Origin of the sequence: Desulfosudis oleivorans Hxd3, from assembly GCF_000018405.1 — a bacterium.
GTDB classification, from domain to species: Bacteria; Desulfobacterota; Desulfobacteria; order Desulfobacterales; family Desulfosudaceae; genus Desulfosudis; species Desulfosudis oleivorans.
Genome location: NC_009943.1, coordinates 1,225,621 through 1,249,045, shown reverse-complemented (window position 1 = coordinate 1,249,045; position 23,425 = coordinate 1,225,621). Strand labels below are relative to the sequence as shown.

The 23,425-nt window shown below is 58.3% G+C and carries 15 protein-coding genes; 5 read left to right on the top strand and 10 right to left on the bottom strand.

Going from position 1 to position 23,425, the window contains the following annotated elements:
- From recB to DOLE_RS05405, 4 genes are all read right to left on the bottom strand, one after another.
- Nucleotides 1-3,612: an exodeoxyribonuclease V subunit beta gene (gene recB, locus DOLE_RS17080; RefSeq protein WP_012174483.1), complete on the bottom strand. Its 3,612-nt coding sequence runs from the start codon at nucleotides 3,610-3,612 to the stop codon at nucleotides 1-3.
- Entirely contained in the window at nucleotides 3,590-6,847 is a 3,258-nt protein-coding gene (gene recC, locus DOLE_RS05415) for an exodeoxyribonuclease V subunit gamma (protein WP_012174482.1), read from the bottom strand. Before recC ends, recB begins: the two co-directional genes overlap by 23 nt.
- A 65-nt stretch (nucleotides 6,848-6,912) precedes the next feature.
- The gene (locus tag DOLE_RS05410) at nucleotides 6,913-7,476 is read right to left on the bottom strand and encodes a carboxymuconolactone decarboxylase family protein (RefSeq protein WP_012174481.1); all 564 of its coding nucleotides are present in this window, start codon (nucleotides 7,474-7,476) and stop codon (nucleotides 6,913-6,915) included.
- Between the two features lie 52 nt (nucleotides 7,477-7,528).
- Nucleotides 7,529-9,244, bottom strand: a complete 1,716-nt coding sequence (locus tag DOLE_RS05405; RefSeq protein ID WP_012174480.1) for an FAD-dependent oxidoreductase — start codon at nucleotides 9,242-9,244, stop codon at nucleotides 7,529-7,531.
- Between the two features lie 442 nt (nucleotides 9,245-9,686).
- Between DOLE_RS05405 and DOLE_RS05400 the strand changes: the two genes are divergently transcribed.
- On the top strand, nucleotides 9,687-10,046 hold the full coding sequence (locus DOLE_RS05400; protein WP_012174479.1) for a PilZ domain-containing protein: 360 nt from the start codon (nucleotides 9,687-9,689) through the stop codon (nucleotides 10,044-10,046).
- A gap of 8 nt (nucleotides 10,047-10,054) precedes the next feature.
- Here the strand turns inward: DOLE_RS05400 and dfsP are convergent, their stop codons facing one another.
- The gene (dfsP, locus tag DOLE_RS05395; RefSeq protein ID WP_012174478.1) at nucleotides 10,055-10,711 is read right to left on the bottom strand and encodes a DUF166 family (seleno)protein DfsP; all 657 of its coding nucleotides are present in this window, start codon (nucleotides 10,709-10,711) and stop codon (nucleotides 10,055-10,057) included.
- Nucleotides 10,712-10,732: 21 nt separating this feature from the next.
- Complete coding sequence (locus DOLE_RS05390; RefSeq protein ID WP_012174477.1) at nucleotides 10,733-11,722, bottom strand: DUF2804 domain-containing protein; 990 nt, start codon at nucleotides 11,720-11,722, stop codon at nucleotides 10,733-10,735.
- Between the two features lie 225 nt (nucleotides 11,723-11,947).
- On the opposite strand from DOLE_RS05390, the gene DOLE_RS05385 reads away from it, so the two are divergent.
- The 4 genes from DOLE_RS05385 to gspF all read left to right on the top strand — a co-directional run bounded on the left by DOLE_RS05385 (nucleotide 11,948) and on the right by gspF (nucleotide 17,829).
- Entirely contained in the window at nucleotides 11,948-14,392 is a 2,445-nt protein-coding gene (locus DOLE_RS05385; protein WP_012174476.1) for a DUF4388 domain-containing protein, read from the top strand.
- Between the two features lie 287 nt (nucleotides 14,393-14,679).
- On the top strand, nucleotides 14,680-16,104 hold the full coding sequence (locus DOLE_RS05380; protein ID WP_012174475.1) for a hypothetical protein: 1,425 nt from the start codon (nucleotides 14,680-14,682) through the stop codon (nucleotides 16,102-16,104).
- Nucleotides 16,101-16,541, top strand: coding sequence for a type IV pilin protein (locus tag DOLE_RS05375; RefSeq protein WP_041280376.1), 441 nt, complete (start codon nucleotides 16,101-16,103; stop codon nucleotides 16,539-16,541). The genes DOLE_RS05380 and DOLE_RS05375 overlap by 4 nt, the downstream gene beginning before the upstream one ends.
- A 58-nt stretch (nucleotides 16,542-16,599) precedes the next feature.
- Nucleotides 16,600-17,829, top strand: coding sequence for a type II secretion system inner membrane protein GspF (gene gspF / locus DOLE_RS05370; RefSeq protein WP_012174473.1), 1,230 nt, complete (start codon nucleotides 16,600-16,602; stop codon nucleotides 17,827-17,829).
- Between the two features lie 76 nt (nucleotides 17,830-17,905).
- Here the strand turns inward: gspF and DOLE_RS05365 are convergent, their stop codons facing one another.
- From DOLE_RS05365 to gspD, 4 genes are all read right to left on the bottom strand, one after another.
- Nucleotides 17,906-18,814 carry a tetratricopeptide repeat protein gene (locus tag DOLE_RS05365; RefSeq protein WP_167320844.1) on the bottom strand — a complete coding sequence of 303 codons (909 nt, stop codon included), beginning with the start codon at nucleotides 18,812-18,814 and terminating at the stop codon, nucleotides 17,906-17,908.
- Nucleotides 18,815-18,878: 64 nt separating this feature from the next.
- Complete coding sequence (gene yidD, locus DOLE_RS17075; RefSeq protein ID WP_012174471.1) at nucleotides 18,879-19,295, bottom strand: membrane protein insertion efficiency factor YidD; 417 nt, start codon at nucleotides 19,293-19,295, stop codon at nucleotides 18,879-18,881.
- The gene (gspE, locus tag DOLE_RS05355; RefSeq protein ID WP_232362727.1) at nucleotides 19,292-20,998 is read right to left on the bottom strand and encodes a type II secretion system ATPase GspE; all 1,707 of its coding nucleotides are present in this window, start codon (nucleotides 20,996-20,998) and stop codon (nucleotides 19,292-19,294) included. The genes yidD and gspE overlap by 4 nt, the downstream gene beginning before the upstream one ends.
- Before the next feature lie 9 nt (nucleotides 20,999-21,007).
- Nucleotides 21,008-23,407 carry a type II secretion system secretin GspD gene (gspD, locus tag DOLE_RS05350; protein WP_012174469.1) on the bottom strand — a complete coding sequence of 800 codons (2,400 nt, stop codon included), beginning with the start codon at nucleotides 23,405-23,407 and terminating at the stop codon, nucleotides 21,008-21,010.
- Nucleotides 23,408-23,425 lie beyond the last annotated feature (18 nt).

Genomic DNA, 23,425 nt, shown 5'->3' with positions numbered 1-23,425 from the left:
CTAACGCCCCTCCCCTTTCTTTGCGGATACCGTTTCGAGCAGGCACCGTGTCAGGGCACGCATCAACTCCACGGAAGGCGTTTCCCGGTAAATACCGTAGTCCGGCCCGGCAGCCGGATCCACACCGCGCAGAAACACGTAATAGACCCCGCCGAAATCGGACGCATAATCGTATGCCGGCAGCCGTGCGGAAAGATACTGGTTCAGGGCCACGGCATACAGGTGGGCCTGAAGCAGGTAGAACTCCTTTTCCATCACTTCCCGCAAACGGGTCTGACTGTAAGATTCAGGATTCGGTCCCAGAAGGTTGGACTTCCAGTCAACGATGAAATACCGGCCGGCGCTGAAAAAAACAAGGTCGACAAACCCCCGCATCACCCCCCTGGCCGGTGAAAATGCCAGGGCTTTCAGCGCATGGGAAAACCGGTCGTTCCCAGGCCCGGCCCCTGCCTGCCGGTAGGCGGCGGCCAGGCTCTCCGGAGAAACAGACCGCAACGGGAAAAAAAACTCCAGTTCGTTGATGCGGCAATCCATGGGCACCGAGTCCAGCCGGACACCCTCGCCGCCGGACACCGGGGGCAGGGGCGTGGAAAGCACCCGGTCCACCATGTCACACACCGGGCCACGCCACTGCCGGTCAAAATTGTAACGGGACAGTTCCCGGGAGACAAGTTCCTCACGATAAACCGGGTCCGCATTGGTAAAATCCAGGTATTCAAACACCTCGTGCATGAACAGACCGGCTCTGGCGCCGGCCGGGAACTGTGCGATGCCGGTATAAGGGGCGGAGAGCAACTCAGGGTCGGGCGTCACTCCCCCATCATCGGCGGCCACGTGGTCTGCTTCCGTTCCGGAAAAAGATCGCCGCATGGCGGAAAAACTGGCCACCCGCCAATCCGCGGCAATGGTTCCGGGAAATCGCCGGCAGGAAAGCTTCGCTTCGGCCCCGCCGTCCTCCGCCGACAGGGGGGCGGCATGCAGATCCGCCGGCCCTACCCGTGTGACGTGAATGGATCCGCCGGATTGTCCGGCCACTCTTTCCAGGGCGTCGGCCGAGATGCCCGCCTCCCCGGTTCCCAGCAGCGCGGCCAGAGGAGAGCCGTCGGCCTTCTCCGGCACCACCGAAACATAGCACTGGTTTTTCGCCCGGGTCAGGGCCACGTAAAGCAGCCGCATGTTTTCCGAAAGGGTCTCCCGGTACCATCTCTCCCGCCGGTCCGCCACACCCTCGGCGTCACCGGACCGCAGGTCAAGCACCATGGACAAGCTCCCATCTTCCCGGGGTTCGTGGCAGGCCACGCCATCTCCTCCGGCGGTCCTGGGCGTTCCGGTCCATAAGTACGGACAGAAGGTGACCGGATATTCAAGCCCTTTGCTCTTGTGAATGGTGATGATCTTGACCGCGCTGTCGTCACTCTCCAGCCGCAGCTGGTGCTCTTCGTTCCGGCCCTGAAGGCCGGTCCGCTGCCGCATGAGCCAGCGGACCAGCCGTTCCGGGCCGTAGTGGGCCTCCAGGGCTGTTCTGTGAAGCAGTTCGGCCAGGTGAAAAAGGTTTGTACAGCGCCGCTCTCCGTCCGGAAACGCCATGAGCCGGGGCAGCACTTCCTCCCTGCGCAACAGCCGGGAAAACATCTTCATGAAACCGTGGCGCCGCCACAGATCCCGGTATGACAGAAAGCGCTCCACCACCGGGTCCGTCGTGTCTGCTTCCAGCGACAGGCCGGCGATGCGCCGGGCATCGTGGCCCATCATTTGGGTGGCGCAGGCCCCCTTGACCAGAGAGAGATCATGGGCAAACGCCACGGCGGAGAGCAGCACCTGCATCTCGAAGGCCTCGTGGGATCCAAACAGGTCGCCGGCCTTCAGGATGGTGCTGTGTACATTAAGCCTTGAAAGGGCCTCCTGGACCAGGATGGCCTCGGTGTTCCTGCGCACCAGGATGGCCATGTCCTCGGCCGCCAGGGGCCGGTCCCCCAGCCACGCCTTCTGTTCCCGGCCCAGGGCCACCAGCCGGGCCGCCTGGGCCGCCGTATCCCTAGCCACCAGTTGTATCCAGGCCGCTTTTTGGGTTTTTGTGGAAAAGTCATCACTCTCCATCAGGCGCAGCTCCAGGGCGGCGGGCTCGTTCCCATCAATGGTCAGGCGGGGAATCTGAGCGCCGGATGCCGGCGCCGCCGGAGCAAAATTGATCTCGTCAAACACAAACGGCGCGGCTACCGCCTGGAACAGGGTGTTGACGCCCGTCACCAGGCCGGCACGGGAACGCCAGTTCTCCGCCAGCGTGCAGGCGACATCCACTCCCGGTACCGCCTCCAGGTAGGCAAACACATCAGCGCCCCGAAACCCGTAGATGGCCTGTTTTGGATCACCGATAAAAAAAAGGGCGGACGCCCCCTGAAACAGGGACGAAAAAATACGGTACTGCAGGGGGTCGGTGTCCTGGAACTCATCGATCAGCACGGCCCGGTACCGGTGTCGCGCCTTTTCAATGAGCCCGGTGCGGGCATCCGAGACCAGTACCCGGTCCAGATTGAGCAGCAGATCGTCAAAATAGCGAATGTTCAGCCGCTGCTTTTGCGCGTCCAGGGCCTTTCGCGCTTCGCCCAGAAAACGGCTCTTTTCCACGGCGATGCGCCGGTCAAAAGCCCCGGTCAGGGCTTGCCGGATCTCCATGTGCTGCTGGCAGGTATCAAAAAACGGGTGATGGGCCACGGTGCCGCCTGATTTGGTCCCCTCCGCAATACCGGTTGTGGTAAATTTTTTAAACTGCTCAAACTCGGAGGGAAGCCCTTCCCGCGGGCCCGCGTACGCGTCCATCCGGAGAAACCAGCCGGAGAGCCAGTCAGCGCGATACAGGTTCCGGCGCAGACCGCCGCTGTTGAGCAGAATCTCCTGCACCGCCGCTTTGTCTGCCGTCCACTGCGCGGCCACCTGTTCCAGGGAGGCGGCAAACGCCGCCTCCAGGGCCGCTGTGTCAACGGTCTCGTCAGCGCCGGGCACCACGCGAAGGTCGGGAAACACCATCCAGTTGTTCAGCAGGCGGGTGAAGGTATCGACGCAGAGCCCCTTTTCCCCCACAGCATAGTCGAGGAACAGGGGGGAGGCGCCATAAAAACGCTGGCGCCAGAAATCCCGGGCCACCTGTTGCACCAGTTCATCCTGGTTGGTCACCATTTCCGCGCCGAACAGAACCCCGCTTTCAAAAGCGAACTCACCCAGCATGCGGCTGCAGAACCCGTGAATGGTAAAGATGGCGGCCTGGTCAAAGGCCTCCAGTGCCCGTTTCAGGCGGCGGGCCGCCACCGCCCGCGTTGTTTCCCGCTTTTTCAGCAGCCCGTCGATCAACGGGTCCCCGCTCATCGTCCCTGTTTTGAAAGCCGTGGCCGCCTTTCGCAGGGCGGTCCGTATTTTTCCTTTCAGCTCCTGGGTGGCGGCCTCGGTGTAGGTGACCGCCAGTATGTTGTCCACCCCTGCGTCGGTCTCGGCAATCAGGCGCAGGAACAGCCCCACAATGGCATAGGTCTTGCCCGTGCCGGCACTGGCCTCCACCAGGGTGGTGATGCCGCCGGAGAGATCGGCACAAAGTATGTCAAACGGTTCGCGGCGGGCCATCCGGTCTCCTGCAGGCCAGCAGCGGGGTCACCACTGCCGTGGAAAGGGTTTCAAATTCATCGTCCAAGGGATCGTCCCCGGCAAACCAGAGCGCGTAAAAAGGGTCCTCTTTTTCTCCGGCCACCCGTTCGTTGCCCCGCCATGCCTGAAGTGCCCGGTCCAGGGCCATGGACGCATTGCCTTTTTTTTGCAGGGTTTCGGCATAGACAAAAGCGCTGCGGGGGAAAAAATGGAGAGGGCGCAGGCGTCCCTGCCGGTAAATTTCAATCAGGGCCGCCAGTATCGACAGGCCGTTATCCACCGGATCAAAGGCCCACCATCCATCCCTGGCCGCGAACCGACCTGAGCCGGCACGGCCCTGGTCCACGCTCCAGGCCAGATGGGCGATCCAGTTGGTGATAAAATCACCGGGCCGGGCCGTTGCGTACCGAAACCGGAACCACTCCTGTTCACCGATCCCATCCAGGGTACCGCAAAGGGTGGTGCCGTTGATATCCAGCCGTATCTCCCGGCGGTCCAGGCCACCATTGGCTGTCACCGCCCGAACACCGGCGACAAAGCCGGCGGCCCCGGTTTTCAACCGTTCAAACAGTCGCTTTCCCGGTTCACCATGCGGCAGGATGCCGCTGGCCCGCAGCGCGTTTTCCAGTGGTGCCGCCGGGTCTTCAGCCAGCAGCCGTTCTACCAGCCGCCGGGCCATGTCATACCGCTCCAGCCCGGCCACCTCAAACGGTTCGGCCTCTTCCGGAATACGGTCGGTCTCGGCGACGCGCAGGCCAAGACGCTGCGTCAGAAAATAGCGGGCCGGGTGGGCGAAAAAACGGCACAGGTCCTCCACCTCAATGGTCTGGGGGTCCGCGTTGTCAGGGACCGGGACCGCCGGTTCCAGTGCGGCCGGCCGACCCGGTCGGCCGCCGGCCAGCTGCCGGGCCGCGGCCAGATAATCAGCGGCATAGCTGAACCGCGCTTGCGTGTCGCTGGAGAAATAGTCCGGGTGAAAAGGCTGAAGCCGGTGGTGGGTGGTGATCTTTTCCACCACGTCGGTCAAGGGGCCGGCGTCGAACCGTTCCCGAAGGTAGTCGCACAGTTCGCCCACCAGCACCGAAGGCGGACGGTCACTGTTGTCCCGCATATCATGGCCCACGTAACTGATGTAGAGCCGCCGCCGGGCCGACAGCAGGGTCTCGAGAAACAGGTACCGGTCGTCGTTTCGCTTGGAGCGGTCCCCGGGCCGGGGGTGTTTGCGAATCATGTCAAAACCGGGAGAAAAGGTCTGCCGCGGATAATCGTCCACGTTCATGCCCAGCAGACAGATCACGGCAAAGGGAATGCTGCGCATGGGCAGCATGGAGCAGAAGGTGACGCCGCCGGAAATAAACGGCGCGCCGTAGGCCTGGCCCTCGAAACGGCGGTTTAAAAATTCCCTGATCACCGGGAGGTCCACCGGGCCGTCAAACCCGGCGTGGGCCGCGCTTTCCCCAAGGGCGTTCAGGGCATCGGTTATCACCTGAAGGTCCGCCTCAACGGCCGGGTCCGCGGCAAACATCGACTCCACCAGCGCGGTCAGTATCTGTCGCCACCGGCCCGGGGCGTGGGCGCCGCCGCACTGCCGGTAAAACCGGAGCAGCACATGCCAGAACGCCAGAAACTTTTCAAGGCTGTCGACGTCACTGCCCTCCATATGATCATAGGGCAGCAGGCCGTCAAAAAGGATTTCACCCTTCCCGGCCATGGCGCATCCCAGCACCAGGCTGTCGATGCCCTGCTTCCAGGTGTTTTCAGAAAATTCGGGAAGGTCCCGGTCTGTCTTGAAGGCACCGTCAAGTCCCCACCGTACGCCCGCATCGACCAGCCACTGGGAAATGCGAAAAAACTCGGCCTCTCCGATATCGAACCGCTCCCGGACAAAGGCGGATTCCAGAATTTCAAGCACGGCGGATATTCCAAAGCGGGATTCCCAGAGGTCCATCAGGCCCAGAAAAGTCCTGACCACCGGGCTGCCCGACTTTGAACGGCGGTCCGTGACCGTGTAAGGGACCCGCTGTCCTCCATCGTCGGCACCGGCATCAAACACCGCTTCCACATAGGGGGCGTACACCTCCATGTTCGGCGCCATGACCAGCACATCCTCGGGCGATAGGCCGGCATCCGCCTCAAACATGGCCAGCAGGTTGTCATGAAGCGCCTCTACCTCCCGCATGGGGCTGTGGCAGACGGATATCTGCATAGAGGCGTCATTTCCGTCCACCCGCACCCGCTCCTGGTCAGCCGCATCCTTCAGGTCCAGAATATCGTTCTGAAGGCAGGCCAGCATGGTGGTCTCCCCGGCAGGAGCAAACAGCGAGGTCTCCTGGTGGGGATGGTCCTCCACCATGGCAAAAAAATCACGGGCCACCATTCCCATGGAGGCCAGAAGGCTGTTACCCGTTTCCAGGTGGCGAGCCGCTTCCGGAATATCCCGGGCGTCGGCCCCTGTCTCTACCTGTTTCTTTTCATAGGTGGACAGGATGTCTCCCCAGTAGTGACGGCAGGGGTTCAATACGAAAAACCGTACCTCCAGGAAAGCGGAAAGCGCGGCAAACACCTGCACATGGAACCGGGGCAGCGTTGATATGCCGAACACGGACACCCTGGATGGAAGGGTGCTGCCGGCAAGCGCCCCGCTCTGGGCCAGGGAGAGAAACTGTTTCCAGCGTTCGGCCCGCTGTTCGGCCCAGCCCTGGGAAATCAGAAGCCGCCACAGGTGAGCCTGCCACTTTTCATGGGGGTCCGCGGGAAGCGCGCCGGCTTCCCACTGCAGCAGCATGTCCGGCCGAAACACCAGGTACTGATCAAAGGTGTCGGCAATCCGGGCCGCCAGCTGGTACCGCTTGATCACATCGCCGTCCTGCAGGTAGGCCTGAAGGGGCGAAAGGGCGGGATGGGCAAAAACATCGGCCAGGACCGGAAAAACGGCCCATGTCATGGCCTCCACCCCCACATCGGGAGAAACCGGGACCGCATCGGCAAAGGCGGTCTGCAGCATCTGGTTTAAAAACGCGTTGGGGAAAAGAAACCGGTTGTGAGCGCAAATACCGGTGTGGCGGGCCATCTCCATGGAGAGCCACCGCTTCATGCCCATGCTCTGGACAACAATGGTTTCCCGCGCAAAAGGATTGTCCAGGGGATATGCCGTCAGGGCCTCGCAAAAGGCGCGGGACAGCATCTCCATGCGGTTACTTGTAAAAAAATACATTGGCAGCCCATCCAGTCATGAAGTCGACATACCGGCCCTGTTCCGGGAGTCCGGACCACAGACTATCAGGGGGTTTCGGGGAAACCGGACAACCGTTCATCCAGTTGCACGCCAAAGGTATTCAAGGCCATGGAGACCATGTTGTACTGGCCCACGGTAAACACCAGGTCAATGAGCTGCCGGGCGTCGTAGTGGCGGCTGAGAATATGCCATGTGGCATCCTGAATGAATGCGTCCCCGTGGAGCTCGTCTGTGGCCCGGATCAGGGCGGCCTCCAGTTCGCTCCATCCCGGCGCGTCGGCGCCGGCGGTGATGCGGACGATCTCCTCGTCGGAAAGACCGATGCGCCGGCCGATCTCAACATGCTGGCCCCATTCGTATTCGGCCTTGCACAGCCAGCCGATGCGCAGGATCAGGATCTCCCGGTCCCTGGGCGGCAACGTGGAGGTCATCAGCACATGGCTGCCGAACACCAGAAAATTTTTCAAAAACACCGGGTGACGGGCCAGTGTGGCAAAAATATTGTCCACCCGGCCCGATTTCGCGGATAGCAGACCCAGCAGGGACATGGCTTCTTCGCCCATCTCCTCCGGTGTGGCCGGTGGAATCCGGGGGGTTGACAACCGCATGTCGTCTCCTTTTGTTTAAAAAGCTGAGCGGGTTTTGAGGCGTCTGTCCGAATTATTTATCCAGCCCGAAATCCACACCCCATGTTTTAAGACCGGCAATGCCGGCCCCTGCACTGACATTGTCGGTAATCCCTTTCGCGTTCAGGTTCAGCTGGGCCTCGTAGGAACGGACCCCGGTGTTGCAGAGCAGCACCAGTTTCTTGCCTTTTGGCACTTCATCCATGCGGTCGACAAGCTGATCGTGGGGAATGCTCTTCCATATCTCTGGATACTTGTCGGCAAAGGGCTGGGCATCGGCATTGGCCCGGCAGTCCAGAAAGAAGGTGTCGCCGCAGGAGCGATTTTCCCAGCAGGCGGCAAACGCCTCCATGGTCATGGGCCGGTACCGGCCGTCCAGATAGTTGGAGGCCGCGTTGCCCAAGGCGTTGATAATATCCATGGCCGAGGCAAACGGCGGGGAGTAGGCCAGTTCCAGGTTGCTGATCTCCTCCACCCCGGGCTTGTATTTCAGCAGGGGGGCCACCGCGTTGATACGGGCCACCATGCCGCTGTCTTTGCCGCCGAACCCCTGAATGCCCAGAACCCGCCGCGTTTTTTCGTCCACCACCAGCTCCAGAAAAATCACCTCTTTTTCAATATAAAAATGGGCCCGGTCAAACTGGGCCACCTGAATGCCAACGGCATCAAACCCGGCGGCACTTGCCCGGTCCGCGGTCAGGCCGGCGCCGGCCAACGCGTTGTCGAAAATCTTTACCACAAAGCTGCCAACGGCACCGTCAAACCGGGCTGACCCGCCGGTTACGTTGGTACCGATCACCCGGCCCTGCCGGTTGGCCATGGAGCCCAACGGGAAATAGCCCAATTCCCCGGTCACAAGGTTTTTTACGGCAGCGCAGTCGCCGCCGGAATAGATGTCCGGGTCCGAGGTCTGCATCTGGTCGTTGACCACGATCCATCCCTGGGGCGTCACCTCAAGCCCGGCCTCCTTTGCCAGGCCGGTGTTGGGTACCACGCCCACGGCCATGATGACCATGTCCGCGTCCAGTGTCCGTTTATCTGTTTTTACCGCGGAGACGGCGCCTTCACCGACAAGGGCTTCCACCTTTTCCGAAGTGTACACCCGGACGCCCTTGTCCTCGATCGTTTTTCTGGCCATGGTGGCAAGAGAGGGACTGACGAACCCCGGCATGATCTGGTCAAACACCTCCACTATGGATGTCTCGATCTCCCACATGTCGGCCAGGGCTTCGGCCATCTCCAGCCCTATGAAACCGCCGCCCACCACCACCGCTTTTCCAATGCTTCCCTCGGTCACCTTCTCTTTGATCGCCAGGGCGTCGTGAAGGTTGGCCACGGTAAAAACGTTTTCCAGGTCCCGTCCGGGCAACGGCAGCATACGCGGGGTGGTGCCCGTGGCAAGGACCAGCTTGTCATAGGCAAGCGTATCCGTTGTGCCATCTTTTCGCCGAATCGCCACGGTTTTGCCCTGCCGGTCAATGCGGGTCACCTCTGTGCCGGTCAGGGCCACGACGCCTTTGTCTTTCAGAAAAAAGCGTTCATCGCGCAGCATGTGAAAACTGGTGGAGCGCAGCTCGGACACATCACTGACATCACCAGAAATATAGAACGGAATACCGCACCCCCCATAGGAAATATACTCATCCCTGTCGATCAGATAGACGTCTGCTTCCGGGTCCACCCGTTTTGCCCTGCAAGCGGCCTTTGATCCCAGTGCCACACCGCCGACCACCACAATTCGCCGAGACATTGAACCCTCCTTATCTTATTGAAAAATATTAAAAAATTAATTTTTGGCGTATGCTATCACAGGCATCCGGCATGCGTCAACAAACCGGAAAGCCGGATAACAGGCGATTTTTGCCGGTCTGAAAGGATTACGGAAAGAATATCGGACCGGTCTGCCGGTTTTCACCGTTTTTCGCATACCGGACGCCGGTGCAACCATCGCCTGTGAACCCGTCTCGACCCGGCCGCGCCCCTGTTCCGGGAAACAGGCAAGAATCAAGACGCCCGGCGCTCAAAAACAATTGCAAGCGCCCCGCCTCTCTGCTATGATTTAACCTGCTTGATTCGAAAGTAAAAAGAGGCGCGGTCCACTTTGCCGGCGTCAGCCCGTCTCAAAACCCGCCACACAACACGGCCGGTATCAACGGTTCCACCCACCACCCCTCTTTTGAAAAGGTGCAGCCATGGCAACAAACGAAAAACGCAAGCACATCCGTTTTGACGCAATGGCACCCTCTGAGGTGTGCGTGTACAGCAACAACATTCTTGCCGGTACGGGCAAAGGCCGGGCCCTCAATATTTCAAAGGGCGGGGCACTGCTGGAAACCCCTTTCCCCATCGACAAGGACCAGAAACTGGCCATGACCATTGTCCTGGACGGTGAGTTTGTCTACATCAGCGGAAAGGTGGCCCACTCCCAATGCAGTGGGGGATCATGCTACCAGACCGGTGTAGAGTTTTTCGCTGTTGATGAGGCAGGACGGGAAATCCTGGACCGCTATATTGCCGTATTCATGAAAGCAAAAACCGGCAACCCATCATAGCCCGCAAATCATCGTTTCCGTCCCTCTTCCACCGCCTTTATAAAGGCATGGGCATGCAGGTCCGCCGCCAGGTGGACCGGGCTTTTCCCCCACAATGGGTCCCACCCGGCCGGGTCTGCCGAACAGAAGAACTGTGTCTCAAGACCGATTCGCACAACCGCATCGGAGGCGGGCAGCCCCCGCATCTTTTCCGCCGCCTTCCAGGAGGCGCCGCAGGGAGCGCCCCGCACCACCCGTACATCCTTGATACGGTTGTCCGCTGAAAGGGTCACGGCGAACTCGGGATATCCAAACCGCTGGCCATACGGCCCCGCATCAGCCTGCCGGGGCAGAGCGCAGCAGATGGGCGGCGTATAAACCCACCTGTTTTTATATTTTTTCCCGGACGCGATGACAGGAATGCCCCGGTCGCGGCACTTGTCGGCAAGATCGCAGGAGAGATCGGGATGCGCCAGGTAATCAAGCACCAGGTCCGCATCAATGGTTTCGGGCAGATAGGCTGATGTATCTTCAATAACAGCCGGCAGCCTTTCCTCCACTGAAACCAGGTCGATATGAAACCTGTCCTGGCCGTAAGCTTTGATTCCGGCGGTCTTGGTCTCTCCCCGACCCCGCTGCTGAAGCACCAGCAGCCGCTGTATATTCTTTTCTTCAGATCTGTTCATAGTGAGTCAAATCCCTGTGTCCTACCACTTGGCATAGTGTTCCTCGGTCCATCCAGGGCAGCCGGAGAGTTCAATCCGGCCCTGGCGGTCATCCGTTACATGGCCGGAAAACGTTCCGATGAACTGGGTGAACCGGGAGGCCACCGCCAGTACATTCAAATGTTCGGACCGGGCAGCCACTGATGAGAAGGTCAGATCCACCTTTCCGTCCGCTGAGACCACCTGCCACGGCCGGTCCACGTTCCGCTGGTCGTAACGGAACCGCACATGGTCCACCTTGGTTTGAAGACCGTCCACCCACAACACGTTTTCTGTTGCCTCGGTCTCGTTTACGCCGCAGGAGAGGTTCATGCCGAACCGCCGGCCGTCCGGCAGTAAAGCCGCGGCCGCAGCCCAGTTCCAGAACGTGTGGCGCCGCAGGTAGCCTGCGGTCCAGTCGGTGACGGCCAGAGCGCTTTCCGGCGCCAGCACATGGTTCCGGCCCTTTACGCAAAGTGTTCCCGACACCGGCACCGATGCGGCTTTCCGGGTAAAGGTCCACCCCCGGAATCCGGTGCGGGTGCAGATCCGAAGAGGGGCGACCTTTTCACCGCACAACCGGGCATCGATCCGGGCATCAGCTGTTTCGGCAAATATGCGCTCCGGGCTGATGCGGATGGCAAGCCGCCGGGACTCAAATACCGCCCTGCCGGTTTCCGGCTCCGTTGGAATATGAACGAAAAAAGGCAGGCTCGTCTGTTTTGTCTCAACCATTTCACGCCCTGCCTTGTCATAAACATAAAAAAAGGCGTTGGCGGCATATTTGAGGTCCACTACGGCCATGCCGACACAGACGTCCGGGGTGTCGATACCGGCAAAAGAAAACTGTTTGAACAGCATTTTTCTTGCCAGTATCGACCGGGACCGACCCATGGGGGTCCGCAAATCATAATCCAGATAATTGATCTGTTCCACAGGGTCTTCCATCACCCCAAAATCAATGGTGCCCCGGGAATTGACGAGTTTGTTCATTCTTGCTCCAAGCAGAAATTTTTTGACCGGTACCTGACAGATGTTTCTATCACCGCCCCCGGCAAATAGGCAAGGCCTTTATGCCGGGCCGCACCGCCCTTTTTCGCGGCAGCTGCCACACCAATTTCTCCTTGATTTTCCTAATAATTTACGTTAAAAAAAAGAGAATTGGGCTGTTTGCAGCCAACCTTGATCCACATACTGACACCGGCAAAAGAGGGGTTAATGAAAAAAATTCTTGCCATCAATATCGATACCATCACACTCAATATTGTTTCAAGCCTTCTGTCGGAACACACCACTGATTTTGAAATTCTCACGGCCGAGAAGGTCGGAGAACTGGACGATATCGCCGGCAAGATAAAGGTTGACATCGCATTGATCGACCTTGTCAAGCCTTCACCGGCGGATATCGAGGTGCTCAAATTCGTAGCCCAAAGCCACTCCCGTCTGCCCCTGATGGTGATGACCGCATTTGAAACAGGTGAGATCGAAACCGCTCTCAAAGCCATCGGCCCGGTGCGCTATTTTGAAAAACCGGTGGACTTCAAGGCCCTGGCGGACAGGCTGTTTGACGAAATGGAAAGCGGCGTGGGCGGCGCGATTCACGGTATCAGCCTGGCCTCCTTTCTTCAGATGTCCGAAATGGAGCGCACCTCCTGCACCCTGCGGATAAAAACCGAAGAAAAAAAGGGCCACCTTTTTCTTGTCAAAGGCGCCCTGATTGCGGCGGAAACAGACAGCCTCTCCGGTGAAGAGGCGGTGTTTGAGATCCTTTCCTGGAGCAGCCCCTCCATAGAAATAGAAAATGCGGTGCCGGACCGGAAAAAAGAGATTACTGCCCCGCTGATGACCCTGCTCATGGAAGGGTTGAAACGCAAAGATGAAAAAGCCGGCAAAAAACCCAAAAAAGGCAAAATCGCCATTCAAAAGGCCGCCAGCATTCCGGTGACACCCGCCGGGGAAAAACTGGAACTGGAAGCAACCGCCACTGAAGGGCTGCAAGATAAGGCCGCAAAAAAGAAGCCGACAAAAGAGCAAAAAGATGCCCCGCCCCCGGACGAAGAGACACAGCCGGCCGCGCTGGAGACACTTGAGCAACTCAAGGCGTCGGGTAAAATCACCGATGCCAGCAAGGTACTCAGGCGCAAGCGGCGGATTTCCCTCACCTTCAAAATAGTGGTGGTAATCCTGGTTCTCCTGATCCTTGCCTGCCTCTGGTTTTTTGAAGCCAGGCCATGGCTGGTCAAACGCCAGTACGAACAGGCGCTCACTGAGGTCCGGAAGGCGGGCGCACTGGAGAAAAAGCTGGCCGCGTTGGACGCCTATATCACGACTCATCCCGACAGCCCTTATAAGTCCGCCGCAGAAAAACAGAAACTGGATGTCGCTAGAGAGATGGAGATCCAGGCCTTTGACGCCACCCTCCAGAAAACCAGCGACCTGTCTATTGATGACGCCTTTGAAGAAAAAGCGCTGGCCCTCTACAACGATTTTCTTGATAAGTACCCGGAGAGTGTTTATGCGGAAGAGATCCAAAAACGCATGGCCGATATTCCGGCAATCATGAAAGACGCCGAATACGGTAAGCTGCAACAAATTCCGAAAAATGACTTCAGCGCCCGTATTGCTGCTTATAAGGCCTACATCGAAGCCTACCCAAGGGGAGAGAACACCCAGAATGTCCGGCGCATGCTTTCTGATCTGGGTGAAGACTTTTACGCTCACATCGTCAAATCTCAAGCTGAGTGCGACAATGAGAAAAACTGGGAATCATGCATCAAGCTGTGTAAATACTTTGCCCGACACTTCCCGAACCACCCGCGAACAGCGGCCGTTGAGCGATCCCAGGCTCTCATGGAAGGCCAGGCCGCCTTGGCAAACCTGATGGAAAAAGTCAAGGATGCGGGGAGCGATATCACAGTTGTCAAAGGGCTCTACCAGAATTTCCTGAAAACATATCCCGACAGTCCGGTGAAAGGTACCGTAACCGCCAGACTGGCCGCCATCGAAACCGGTAAGCGACAAAAAATGGAGTGGGAACAGACCCTGGCCTATATTCAGGACAGCCGCAACTCCATTTTCGACAGAACAGCCCGAATGCGCCGGTATGTTGAGACCAATCCACCCCAGGCCTATCGCAAGGACGCTCAGGAACTGCTGGCATGGCTGGAGGTAGAAGAGGCAAAAGTGCTTCAGACCCTTCAGCAGCAGCAAAGCCTGATGGAGCAGCAACAGGAAAAACGGGAGCAACTGGAACGCATGCGGGTTGAGATACGCAAAAAACTGTCGGCGACAAAAGGCCGGTACCTGGAACGGCCCGCCGACTGTATTTTTGACACGCAGACCAAGCTGACGTGGGCCATGCTGGACTCTTCGGCCATGGCGGAACAGTGCATGAATTACAAAACAGCGGCGATGTATGTAAAAAGTCTCAAAACCGGTGGATACACCGACTGGCGACTGCCCAAGCCCAATGAGCTGCTGGTCATATACAATGACAGGCCCGCGTTTCCAGCGGCCGGGGCTCCCTGGTACTGGACGTCGGAAGTTTTTTCCGCAGCCTGGCACCAGAAAGTAAACACAGTCAAACGAACGGCGGAAGGCACCTGGGAAAAGGCAGAGATGGATCTGGAGCAGTGCGGTGCGGTACGGGCCGTCCGGCCATAAACAGCGGCACCGCTGTTGCCGAACAAAAAATGTCGTAACCATTACAAAATATGACAACATCCGGCCCGGGATGTGACACTGCCGCACGGAAAGACCATTAAATTTTAAAAATCAGCATAAAAACCAAGGCCTTTTCTGTGCTTTCGTTTCCCTGCTGGCGGTATGCTTTTTGCATAACATTCTTTGACCCCGGCGAAAAACCGAAAGTTGACCGTGAACCCTATTTTCAACACCATCAAGCCGGCGAAGCTGGGCCACAAACAAAAAACAAGGCGTGACTGGCAGCCATGAAAAAAAAATGGGCTATAGTCTTTCTGGTGATAGTGGCGATTTGGATCGCCTTCCTGGTTTATCGACACTTCAAAAATAAAGAAGACGAGAACCAATATGTAGCACAGACCTTCAGCGGCATGACTTTGGCGGCCCAGAAAAGCCCAAAAGCCGGGCTCACCTACATGGGCATGGCCATTAATAACTACAGGGCACAGCACAATAAGTATCCGGAGACGCTGGACGCTCTTTACCCGAATCACATTCAGGATCGGGCGTTTATCGATGAGGTGAATTGGGAATACGCGTTTGACCAAAACAACTTTCGGCTGACCAAGACAGTAGTCATTGATCACAGGCCCTATACTGCTTTTGTGGACAGTCAGTTAAGACCCCTGGATGTGGGAGCCGACGGGCAAGTCCGGACGGCAGCGGCCGAAAGACGTCCCGCGTCTTCCGGGGCGGCGTCGTCACAGGCCGGCGCCCGGCGTTCATCAACCCGAAGGCAAGACACTGTCGCAAGGCCACCGGAACCGATACCGGAACGCACGGCAACCAAAGAGGAGCTGGAAGCCCTAAAAGAGCAACTGCTTGCTTCCCTGGCGGCAGCAGGAAAACAGGGGCCGGCGCCGGAAGAGAAGGAAAAGGCGCCCCCTGTGGTTTACACACCGGTGGAGGATGCAGAGGATGTGGATGAGGCAGTGGCCGGCAGACACCTGACGTGGAAGACCGAGACAGGCGCACTGGGGTTCGGCAACGTGATGTATCCCGGAGGTGAGGACAACCTGATCTATCGAAAAGGTAAATGGATCCGGGTTCAGCGCACCCAGGAGGAAACGGCTGTCGCACAACCCGTTCAAACCAGCGGCCTGCAGCCGGAGGATGCCGACCTGGCCCGCAAGTACGGCAGAACTTACCTGGCCTGGAAGGACCAAAGCGGCGCCATGGGCTTCGGCAACGTGAGTTACCCTGAAAAAGAAGAGGGCTTGGTTTACCAGAATGAACAGTGGGTCAAGGCGAGTGAACAGCAGATCAATAAACCAGCGGAAAGTTGGCTGTCGCCGCCATTCTCAGATACAAATGATATGGTACAAAAATATACCGGTACCCATCTAACATGGAAAGACAAATCCGGCGCACTGGGCTTCGGCAATGTCACCTATCCGGATCAGGGTCAGCTTGCCGTCTACCGCGCAGGCCGGTGGGTAGACACCGCACAGACGACACCGGCTGATATTCTGGAGAACCCCCTCGCTTACAGCGTTACCAGCCCGGACCATGTGGGCAAGAAATACGGAAAAGATTTTTTTGTATGGAAAGACCGCTCCGGCGCACTGGGGTTTGGCAATATCCTGCCAGAACAGGCGGGTATCACGGTGATGCGGCCGGACGGCTCGTGGGCGGACGCAGGCGACACCACCGTGACAGGAGGTGAAAAATGATAAGAAGAACCGATGGTTTTTCTCTGTTGGAGTTGATGATGGTGGTTGCCATCATCGGAATCCTTTCCCACATGGGGTTTGTGGCTTACACGGACATGATGTGCCGCTCTGGAGATGTGGCGGCTATATCAGACTCCCGCAACCTGATGACGGTAGCCACGGAGCAGTTTATCACCGGTTCTTATCCGGATTTCACCCACAGCCCCGGCATGGGTCACAGTGTGGGACTCAAATCCGACGGCACTTATACCTTTACCCTGTCTACCGGGGTAAGGGCCCAGATTTTCGGAAAGCCGGCGGCTGCGGGAGAGGGCTACATGGAAGCTTTTGTCTACCATCAAAGAGGTTCCTCAGATCCGACCAATATGTATGGCCGGCGCATTTTCTATTGTGTAGTGGATGAAAAGAACAGCACTATCATCGGGCCCCAATTTTGAGGCTGACTCACCCCGCGCCTGCTGATTACCGACACTATGCTCCCATCCGGAACTGACCATGCCTGTCTATGAATACAGCGCCCTGAATGCCGGCGGCAAGACCGTGTCCGGCATCATTGATGCCGACGGTGAGACCGCGGCCCGGGAAAAGCTGCGCGGCCAGCAGCTGTTCCCTGTTGCCATTGCGGAGGCTTATGACCGCAGGGAACAAAAGGCCGGGGGTAGATGGCCGGAAGGGCTGCGCCTTTTTTCCGGTATTGGAAAAGGCGAACTGGCCACGGCCACGCGACAGCTGGCCACCCTTGTGGGCTCGGGCTTCCCCCTTGTTTCGGCCATCTATACGCTTATTCCCCAGGCCGGCTCCGCGGCCCTGAAAAAGGCGCTCTCCCGCATCAAGGAATCGGTGGAGGAAGGCAACAGTTTTGCCGATGCCCTGGCAGGATTCCCCGACATCTTCTCACCCATCTATATCAACATGGTCCGGGCCGGTGAGGCCTCCGGCACACTGGAAGTCGTGCTGGAGCGGCTGGCCGATCTGCAGGAGACCCAGCAGGCACAGCGCAACCGCATCACCGCCATCCTGGCCTACCCCCTGGTCATGACCGTACTGGGAAGCGGGGTCCTGGTTTTTCTTCTGGTCAAAATCGTGCCTCAGCTGGTCTCGGTTTTTGAAGACATGAATCAGGTGCTCCCCGTTCCCACGCGGATTGTCATCGCCACCAGTGACTTTCTGCAATCCTACTGGTGGGTGTTGCTGGCAGCCGGGGTCGCTCTCTTTTTGGCCCTTCAGAAATTCAGAAAAACCCGGCGGGGCCGCCATCTATTAGACACGGCCCTTCTGCGTGTGCCGGGCTTAAAAAGCCTGGTGCAGAAAATCGCAGTGGCCCGTTTTTCCAGAACCCTGGGCTCCCTTCTGGAAAACGGCATTCCCATGCTGACGGCTCTGGACATCGTCAAGAACATCGTTGGCAACACAATTATTGCCGACGCGGTGACGGCCGCGGCCACTGATGTCGAAAAGGGGGAAGGACTGGGAAGCAGTCTGGAGATCACAGGGGTGTTTCCTCATCTCTCCGTACAGATGATCAAAGTGGGGGAACAGAGCGGAAATATTGAGCAGATGCTTCAACGCACGGCGGATGTATTTGAAAACGAGGTGGACGCCGCTCTGGTGGGCCTGACGTCGCTGCTGGAACCGCTGCTGGTGATTTCCATGGGTATCGTAATCGGATTTATCGTGCTCTCCATCATCCTGCCCATTTTTGAAATGTACCAGTTTGCCGGGTAGCAAAAGACCTTTAATAATTGTCGATTGATAATTGATAATTGATAATTGATAATTGTCGTTCAGTAGCGTCCTTTCATCAGAACGGCTGCTGAAAGGACACTCTCACCTCCACCCCCTCCCCTGCCGGCACAAAACCCGCGCTGATGGAACGAAGCCCCTCCATAAAGATGCTGGTCCGGCGGTGGTTGTGCTTGTGGACCGCCGACATGGAGCCATAGATGCTTCCGCCGTAAAACCCCAGCTCCACAACGGAAAGAACGGCCCCCAGGGCCTCATGGCCCTCGTCAAACGCCTCCCAGGCGGCCAGCATCATGGCGCCGTTGAAAAGAAAGGAGATCAGCGCGTCGTGGTATCGTCCACAATACAGATACCCGGCCCCGGGCATCACTGCCAGGGTTCCGGCAAGACCGGGGCTTTTCATTGAGGCCAGCAGACCGTCATCGTCATGCCGGGCCTGTTCCAGTGCGTCAAGCACGGCCTGCACATGCAAGCGCTTTCCGGCCGTCACCGGAATCTGTTCAAAATTTGCCGCCGCCGCCGCAATCTCTGTTTCGGTCAACACCGGAAACGCTTCCAGCCAGGTCCAGCCGGTCTCGTAGAAAATTCGTTCCCTGACCGCGGGGTCTTCGGTGGTTTCTCCCACCAGACTTAACATCGACAGGGCCCGGTCCTTCATACCCAGGGCCGTATAACAGCGGGCCGCCATAAAACCCGCCTCCACCTGGAACTGTGTGCCACTACCCTCGCTGTAAATCTTTTCAAACCGTTCAAGGGCCGCTTCGGTCTTTCCCGTTTTCAAGAAAGCCCGGGCAATCTGTAACCGGGAGTACTCGGTCTGCTCGTGGTCAGGGAAAAAATAGAGAAAGGTTTCGTAGGCAGTGACCGCCCGATCATACTCCCCGGATTTGAAAAAATGGTCTCCCAGGCCGATCTGCTGATCCGCGGATATGGTCAGAGGCCCTTCACCGGCAACCGCCGGAATCACAAGGAGGCCCGCAATATATATTCCCGTACAGAATGTCGCGGCAAGCATCCGGCAAACCGCCCTGTTATTTTGTCCACCAGAAATCATTGCGCTCCACGGAATCATAACACCGGACCCGGCCATTCACCACCACGCGCGGCGCAAGGGTCAGTTCATCCCGGCCGCACCGCAACAGGCGGTCGCAGGTCATGATCCAGCCCATCAGCAGACCGTGTTTCTCAAGGGCACTAAGGCTGTAGGCCGAGCATGAGGGATGCATGGGACACCGGTCCCCGTCGATGGGGGAAATATACCGCTGAAACAACCGCACCGCGCCGGAAGGCGTTGCCCCGGCGGCTGCCGGGTTTTCAATAGTCCCCGAATCATGCCTATCCTCTGACACCACCGGACCGGCAGTGGCGCAGCAAATAAAAAAAGAGAAAAAAAACAGCCAGGCTGCCTGTTTCGTCGTTGTTTTGCAAAAGCCGGTCCGCTCCATCATCGCTGGGTTACCCGCAACACTTCGGCGATGCTGGTCACCCCGTCCAGCACTTTGTGAATACCGTCCTGGCGAAGGGTGATCATCCCATGTTTGACCGCCGCCGCCTCGATCCGTCCCGAATCGTGGGTGGTCAGCACCATCTTCTTGATCTTCTCATCCATTACCAGTATCTCGAAAATCGCGATCCGGCCGCTGTAGCCGGTACCCAGGCAGTGATCACACCCCGTTTTGCGGTAAATCGTTTTTCCGGCAAACAATTCGACGGAGGCCCCGATACTCAGAATGGCCGAGTCATCCGGCACATAGGCCTCCTTGCATCGGGGGCACAGCACCCGCACCAGCCGCTGGGCGATCACGGCGATTACCGAGGAAGACAGCAGAAACGGTTCCACCCCGATATCCACCAGCCGGGTGACGGCGCTGGCCGAATCATTGGTGTGAAGCGTGGAAAAGACCAGGTGGCCGGTCAGGGCAGACTGCACCGCGATATCCGCCGTCTCCTGGTCCCGAATTTCGCCGATGAGGATTACATCCGGGTCTTGCCGCACAATGGAGCGCAGGCCCCGGGCAAAGGTCAGGCCGATCTTCTGATTCACCTGGATCTGGTTGATGCCGCTGACCTGGTACTCCACCGGATCTTCAATGGTGATGATGTTGATGTCCGGCGTGTTGATGGTGGAAAGGGCGGCGTAAAGGGTGGTGGTCTTGCCTGAACCGGTGGGGCCGGTCACCAGGATGATGCCGTTGGAATACCGGATCAGGCGGCTGAACAGATCAAAGGTCTGGCGGGAAAAACCGATCTCCTGCAACCCCAGCATGGAGCTGGCCTTGTTGAGCAGCCGAAGCACCAGCCGCTCACCGGCGGTAATGGGAATCGAAGAGACGCGGATATCCACCTCCTTGTCTCCCAGCCGGACCTGCATGCGGCCGTCCTGGGGAAGGCGCTTTTCCGCGATGTTCATTTTTGCCATGACCTTGATGCGGGAGACCAGGGCCGGCTGAATGCGCTTGGGCGGGCTCAGAAAATCATAGAGGATGCCGTCCACCCGGTACCGTATCTTAAAGGTGTCCTGGTATGCCTCAATATGGATGTCACTGGCCTCGGCCTTCACCGACTGGGCCACGATATGGTTGACCAGCTTGATAATAGGCGCGTCACTGGCATCGTCCAGAAGGTCAGCGGCCTCGTCGAGCTCGTCAAGAATGTCTTCGGCCCCCTCCATGTCGCGGACAATTTCTTCGGCCGCCCCGTCTCCGCTGCCGTAAAGCATTCCCACGGCGGAAAAAATATGGTCCCGGGTGGCCAGTACCAGGGAGCATGTTTCTACACCCATCAGCCTTGTCAGATCGTCCACTGCATGAAGCCGGGACGGATCGTTGACCGCCACCTGACAACCGGAGACCGCCCCGTGGCCGTGGGACGACATTTTCAGCGGCACCATGAGATACCGTTTGAGAAACGCGGCCGGCACCTTTTCGGGGATGGCCATCACACTCTCGTCCGGCTGGGCCGCCTCGCAGACCGGAATGCCGAAGAGCTCACTGTATGCGGACAGCAGTTGCGGTTCGGTCACCAGCTTCCGCTTGACAAGAAGCTCACCAATATTGGCCCGGCCCCCATTGATCAGCCGTTCTATCTTCTCGGCCTGCTGTTCGGAAAGAACGGCGCGGGTTTTCAGTGCCTGTAACAGATCTCTGCTCATGGGCATCTCTTATGACCCCGCTTCCGGCGATAAAGGAACCGGCAGGTCCCCGTCCGGCTGCGCCTCCACGGAAGGTGAGGTCTCCCCGTCCGCCTCTGTCCCGCCGGTCACCGGCGGGGCGGTTTCAGGCACAGGCTTGGCCTCGGCGGCATCGGCTTCAGATGCAGCCGGGGCGGCCACCGCTTTTTCCGGCATGGGTTCAGGTCGGTCCACACCGTCTCCTTCGGTCACGACCACCCCCGCCGCTGTCATATCTTCCCCCTCGTTTTCCTGATGGGCATCATCCGCCGGTGTCGTATCCGATGAAGATACCGGCGTGACATCAATCGCAGAAGCATCCTCCCTGGCATCCGGATACAGGGAAAAACTGCCGCCGCGAACCGCATCCAGATCGCCCTGCTTCTGTTGATAGATATTGTCCGCTTCCCGCGCCGTCTTGATCACATGGGGGGTCAGGAATACAAGCAGGTTGGTCTTTTCGCTGGATCGGGAAAGCCCCTTGAACAACCATCCCAGAAACGGAATATCTCCCAGGCAGGGCACCTTGTACTCCACCCGGGACATGCTGTCGTCAATCAGCCCGCCGATGACGATGGTGTGTTCGTCATGAACGATCACGTTGGTGGTGATACCGCGTTTCAACGTGGCCGGCCGGTCCAAGGAGACAGTGGTCAGCTGGTCCAGCTTGGTCAGCTCCTGTTCGATATCCAGCCGGATCAGCCGGTTTTCGTTGATCTGGGGTTTGATCTTCAGGGAGATGCCCACATCCTTGTACTCGTAATTGCTGTAGGTCTCTTCCGAGGAGGTGGTGCCGATCTTGGTCAGGTAGGGAATGTTTTTACCCACCGTGATGGTGGCCTCCTGGTTGTCCGTGGTCATGATCTGGGGAGTAGACAGGATCTGAACATCCTTGTCCTTCTTAAAGGCCCGCACCACCGCGGCCAGGTTGGGATACTCGATGCCGCCTACCACGATGGATTCGGCCATGGCCCCCACGGAAAACCCGCTGGGCAGCCCGCCCATGGCCATGCGTGCCACGTTTGCATAGCCCGTGTCGCTGCCACCACCGAACCCCACGGCGTATCCCCCGTCCTTGTCATCATAACTGCCTTTACCACCCACAAGCCATTCGGCGCCCAGTTCAAAATCCTTGTTGATGTTCACTTCGGCAATGAGGCACTCGATATAGACCATGGACCGGGGAATGTCGAGTTTTTCGATAATCTCCTTGAGCACCAGGTAGTCGTCCCGCTCGGCCATGATGATCAGGCTGTTGGTGGAAGCATCGGCCGTGATGTTGATGGCCTTTGAGAGCACCGGCGCCAGTTTTTTGCCCTCGGCAGTTGCATCCCCCTGTTTCTCGGGCAGCATCTGCAGAACCTTGGCCAGCTCCTCGGCATCGGCATTCTTCAGGTAGTAGACATGAATCCGTTCCTTGCCCTGCTGCACTTTCTTGTCCAGCAGGGTGATCAGCTTCCGTATTTTAACGGTTTCCGACTCACTGGCCAGCATGATCACCACGTTGGCCCGATCATCAGCCACCAGCCGGATTTTGTCCGTGGGTTCGGTGCCACCCCGCTGCGGGGGTCCGCCCCGGTCCACCGCCTCCCTAAACACCACCTCCAGAATGGAAACCATTTTTGACGCGTCGGCGTATTCCAGCGGAATCACGGACACCTGCCGGCCGATGCCCGTGACATCAATAGCGTCAAGAATTCTCATCAGCCGCTGAATGTTGGAATAGGCGTCGGTGAGAATCAGCATGTTGGTGGAGGGGTAGGCCAGCAGCACGCTGTCCTTGGAAACCAGGGGGGTGAAAAGCCCCTTGATCTCATTGGCATCGGCATACCGCAGGGGAATGATCTGGGTCACCAGTTTATCGTCCGGCGCTCTGCCCTCTTTTACCAGACCGGTTTCGATACTCTTGGACCGGGCGTCACCCGCCTTGACCACTTTAATAATGTCGCCCGCCTCCACCGTGGCAAATCCATACACCTCCAGCACCGACTCAAATACCCGGTAGGCCTCTTCCACGGGAATCTTGGAAGGGCTGATCACTGTGACCTTGGTGCGCACGTTCTGGTCAAGCACAAAATTCTTACCGGTAACCTCGCTGATGAACTTGATGAAAACCGCCAGGTCCACATCATTGAAATCCACGGAAACCAGGTTCTCTCCGTCATCGGCAGCCGTCGGCAACCCCTCCGGCAAGGAGGGCGCGTCCGAGACCTGGTCCACTAACGTTTTCCGAACCGGCTGGGGACGTTTCACCGGCAGATCTCTCCGTTCCCGAATCCTTTGAAGCAGGGCCGGGCCCGGGGCCGGCTCTTCGGCCGCCAGGGGGTAAACGCCCAGCAGTACGCCCGTGCAGACCGCCACAGATACCAGTTGCCTTATGCCATATTTCATCATTTTCTCCGCGAAAAA

Coding starts and splice junctions, on each gene's coding strand:
- DOLE_RS05400 (WP_012174479.1), top strand. CDS start 9,687: ATGGCAACAAACGAAAAACGCAAGCACATCCGTTTTGACGCAATGGCA.
- gspE (WP_232362727.1), bottom strand. CDS start 20,998: ATGAGCAGAGATCTGTTACAGGCACTGAAAACCCGCGCCGTTCTTTCC.
- recC (WP_012174482.1), bottom strand. CDS start 6,847: ATGTATTTTTTTACAAGTAACCGCATGGAGATGCTGTCCCGCGCCTTT.
- yidD (WP_012174471.1), bottom strand. CDS start 19,295: ATGATGGAGCGGACCGGCTTTTGCAAAACAACGACGAAACAGGCAGCC.
- DOLE_RS05405 (WP_012174480.1), bottom strand. CDS start 9,244: ATGTCTCGGCGAATTGTGGTGGTCGGCGGTGTGGCACTGGGATCAAAG.
- DOLE_RS05410 (WP_012174481.1), bottom strand. CDS start 7,476: ATGCGGTTGTCAACCCCCCGGATTCCACCGGCCACACCGGAGGAGATG.
- DOLE_RS05390 (WP_012174477.1), bottom strand. CDS start 11,722: ATGAACAAACTCGTCAATTCCCGGGGCACCATTGATTTTGGGGTGATG.
- DOLE_RS05385 (WP_012174476.1), top strand. CDS start 11,948: ATGAAAAAAATTCTTGCCATCAATATCGATACCATCACACTCAATATT.
- gspF (WP_012174473.1), top strand. CDS start 16,600: ATGCCTGTCTATGAATACAGCGCCCTGAATGCCGGCGGCAAGACCGTG.
- DOLE_RS05375 (WP_041280376.1), top strand. CDS start 16,101: ATGATAAGAAGAACCGATGGTTTTTCTCTGTTGGAGTTGATGATGGTG.
- DOLE_RS05380 (WP_012174475.1), top strand. CDS start 14,680: ATGAAAAAAAAATGGGCTATAGTCTTTCTGGTGATAGTGGCGATTTGG.
- dfsP (WP_012174478.1), bottom strand. CDS start 10,711: ATGAACAGATCTGAAGAAAAGAATATACAGCGGCTGCTGGTGCTTCAG.
- recB (WP_012174483.1), bottom strand. CDS start 3,612: ATGGCCCGCCGCGAACCGTTTGACATACTTTGTGCCGATCTCTCCGGC.
- gspD (WP_012174469.1), bottom strand. CDS start 23,407: ATGAAATATGGCATAAGGCAACTGGTATCTGTGGCGGTCTGCACGGGC.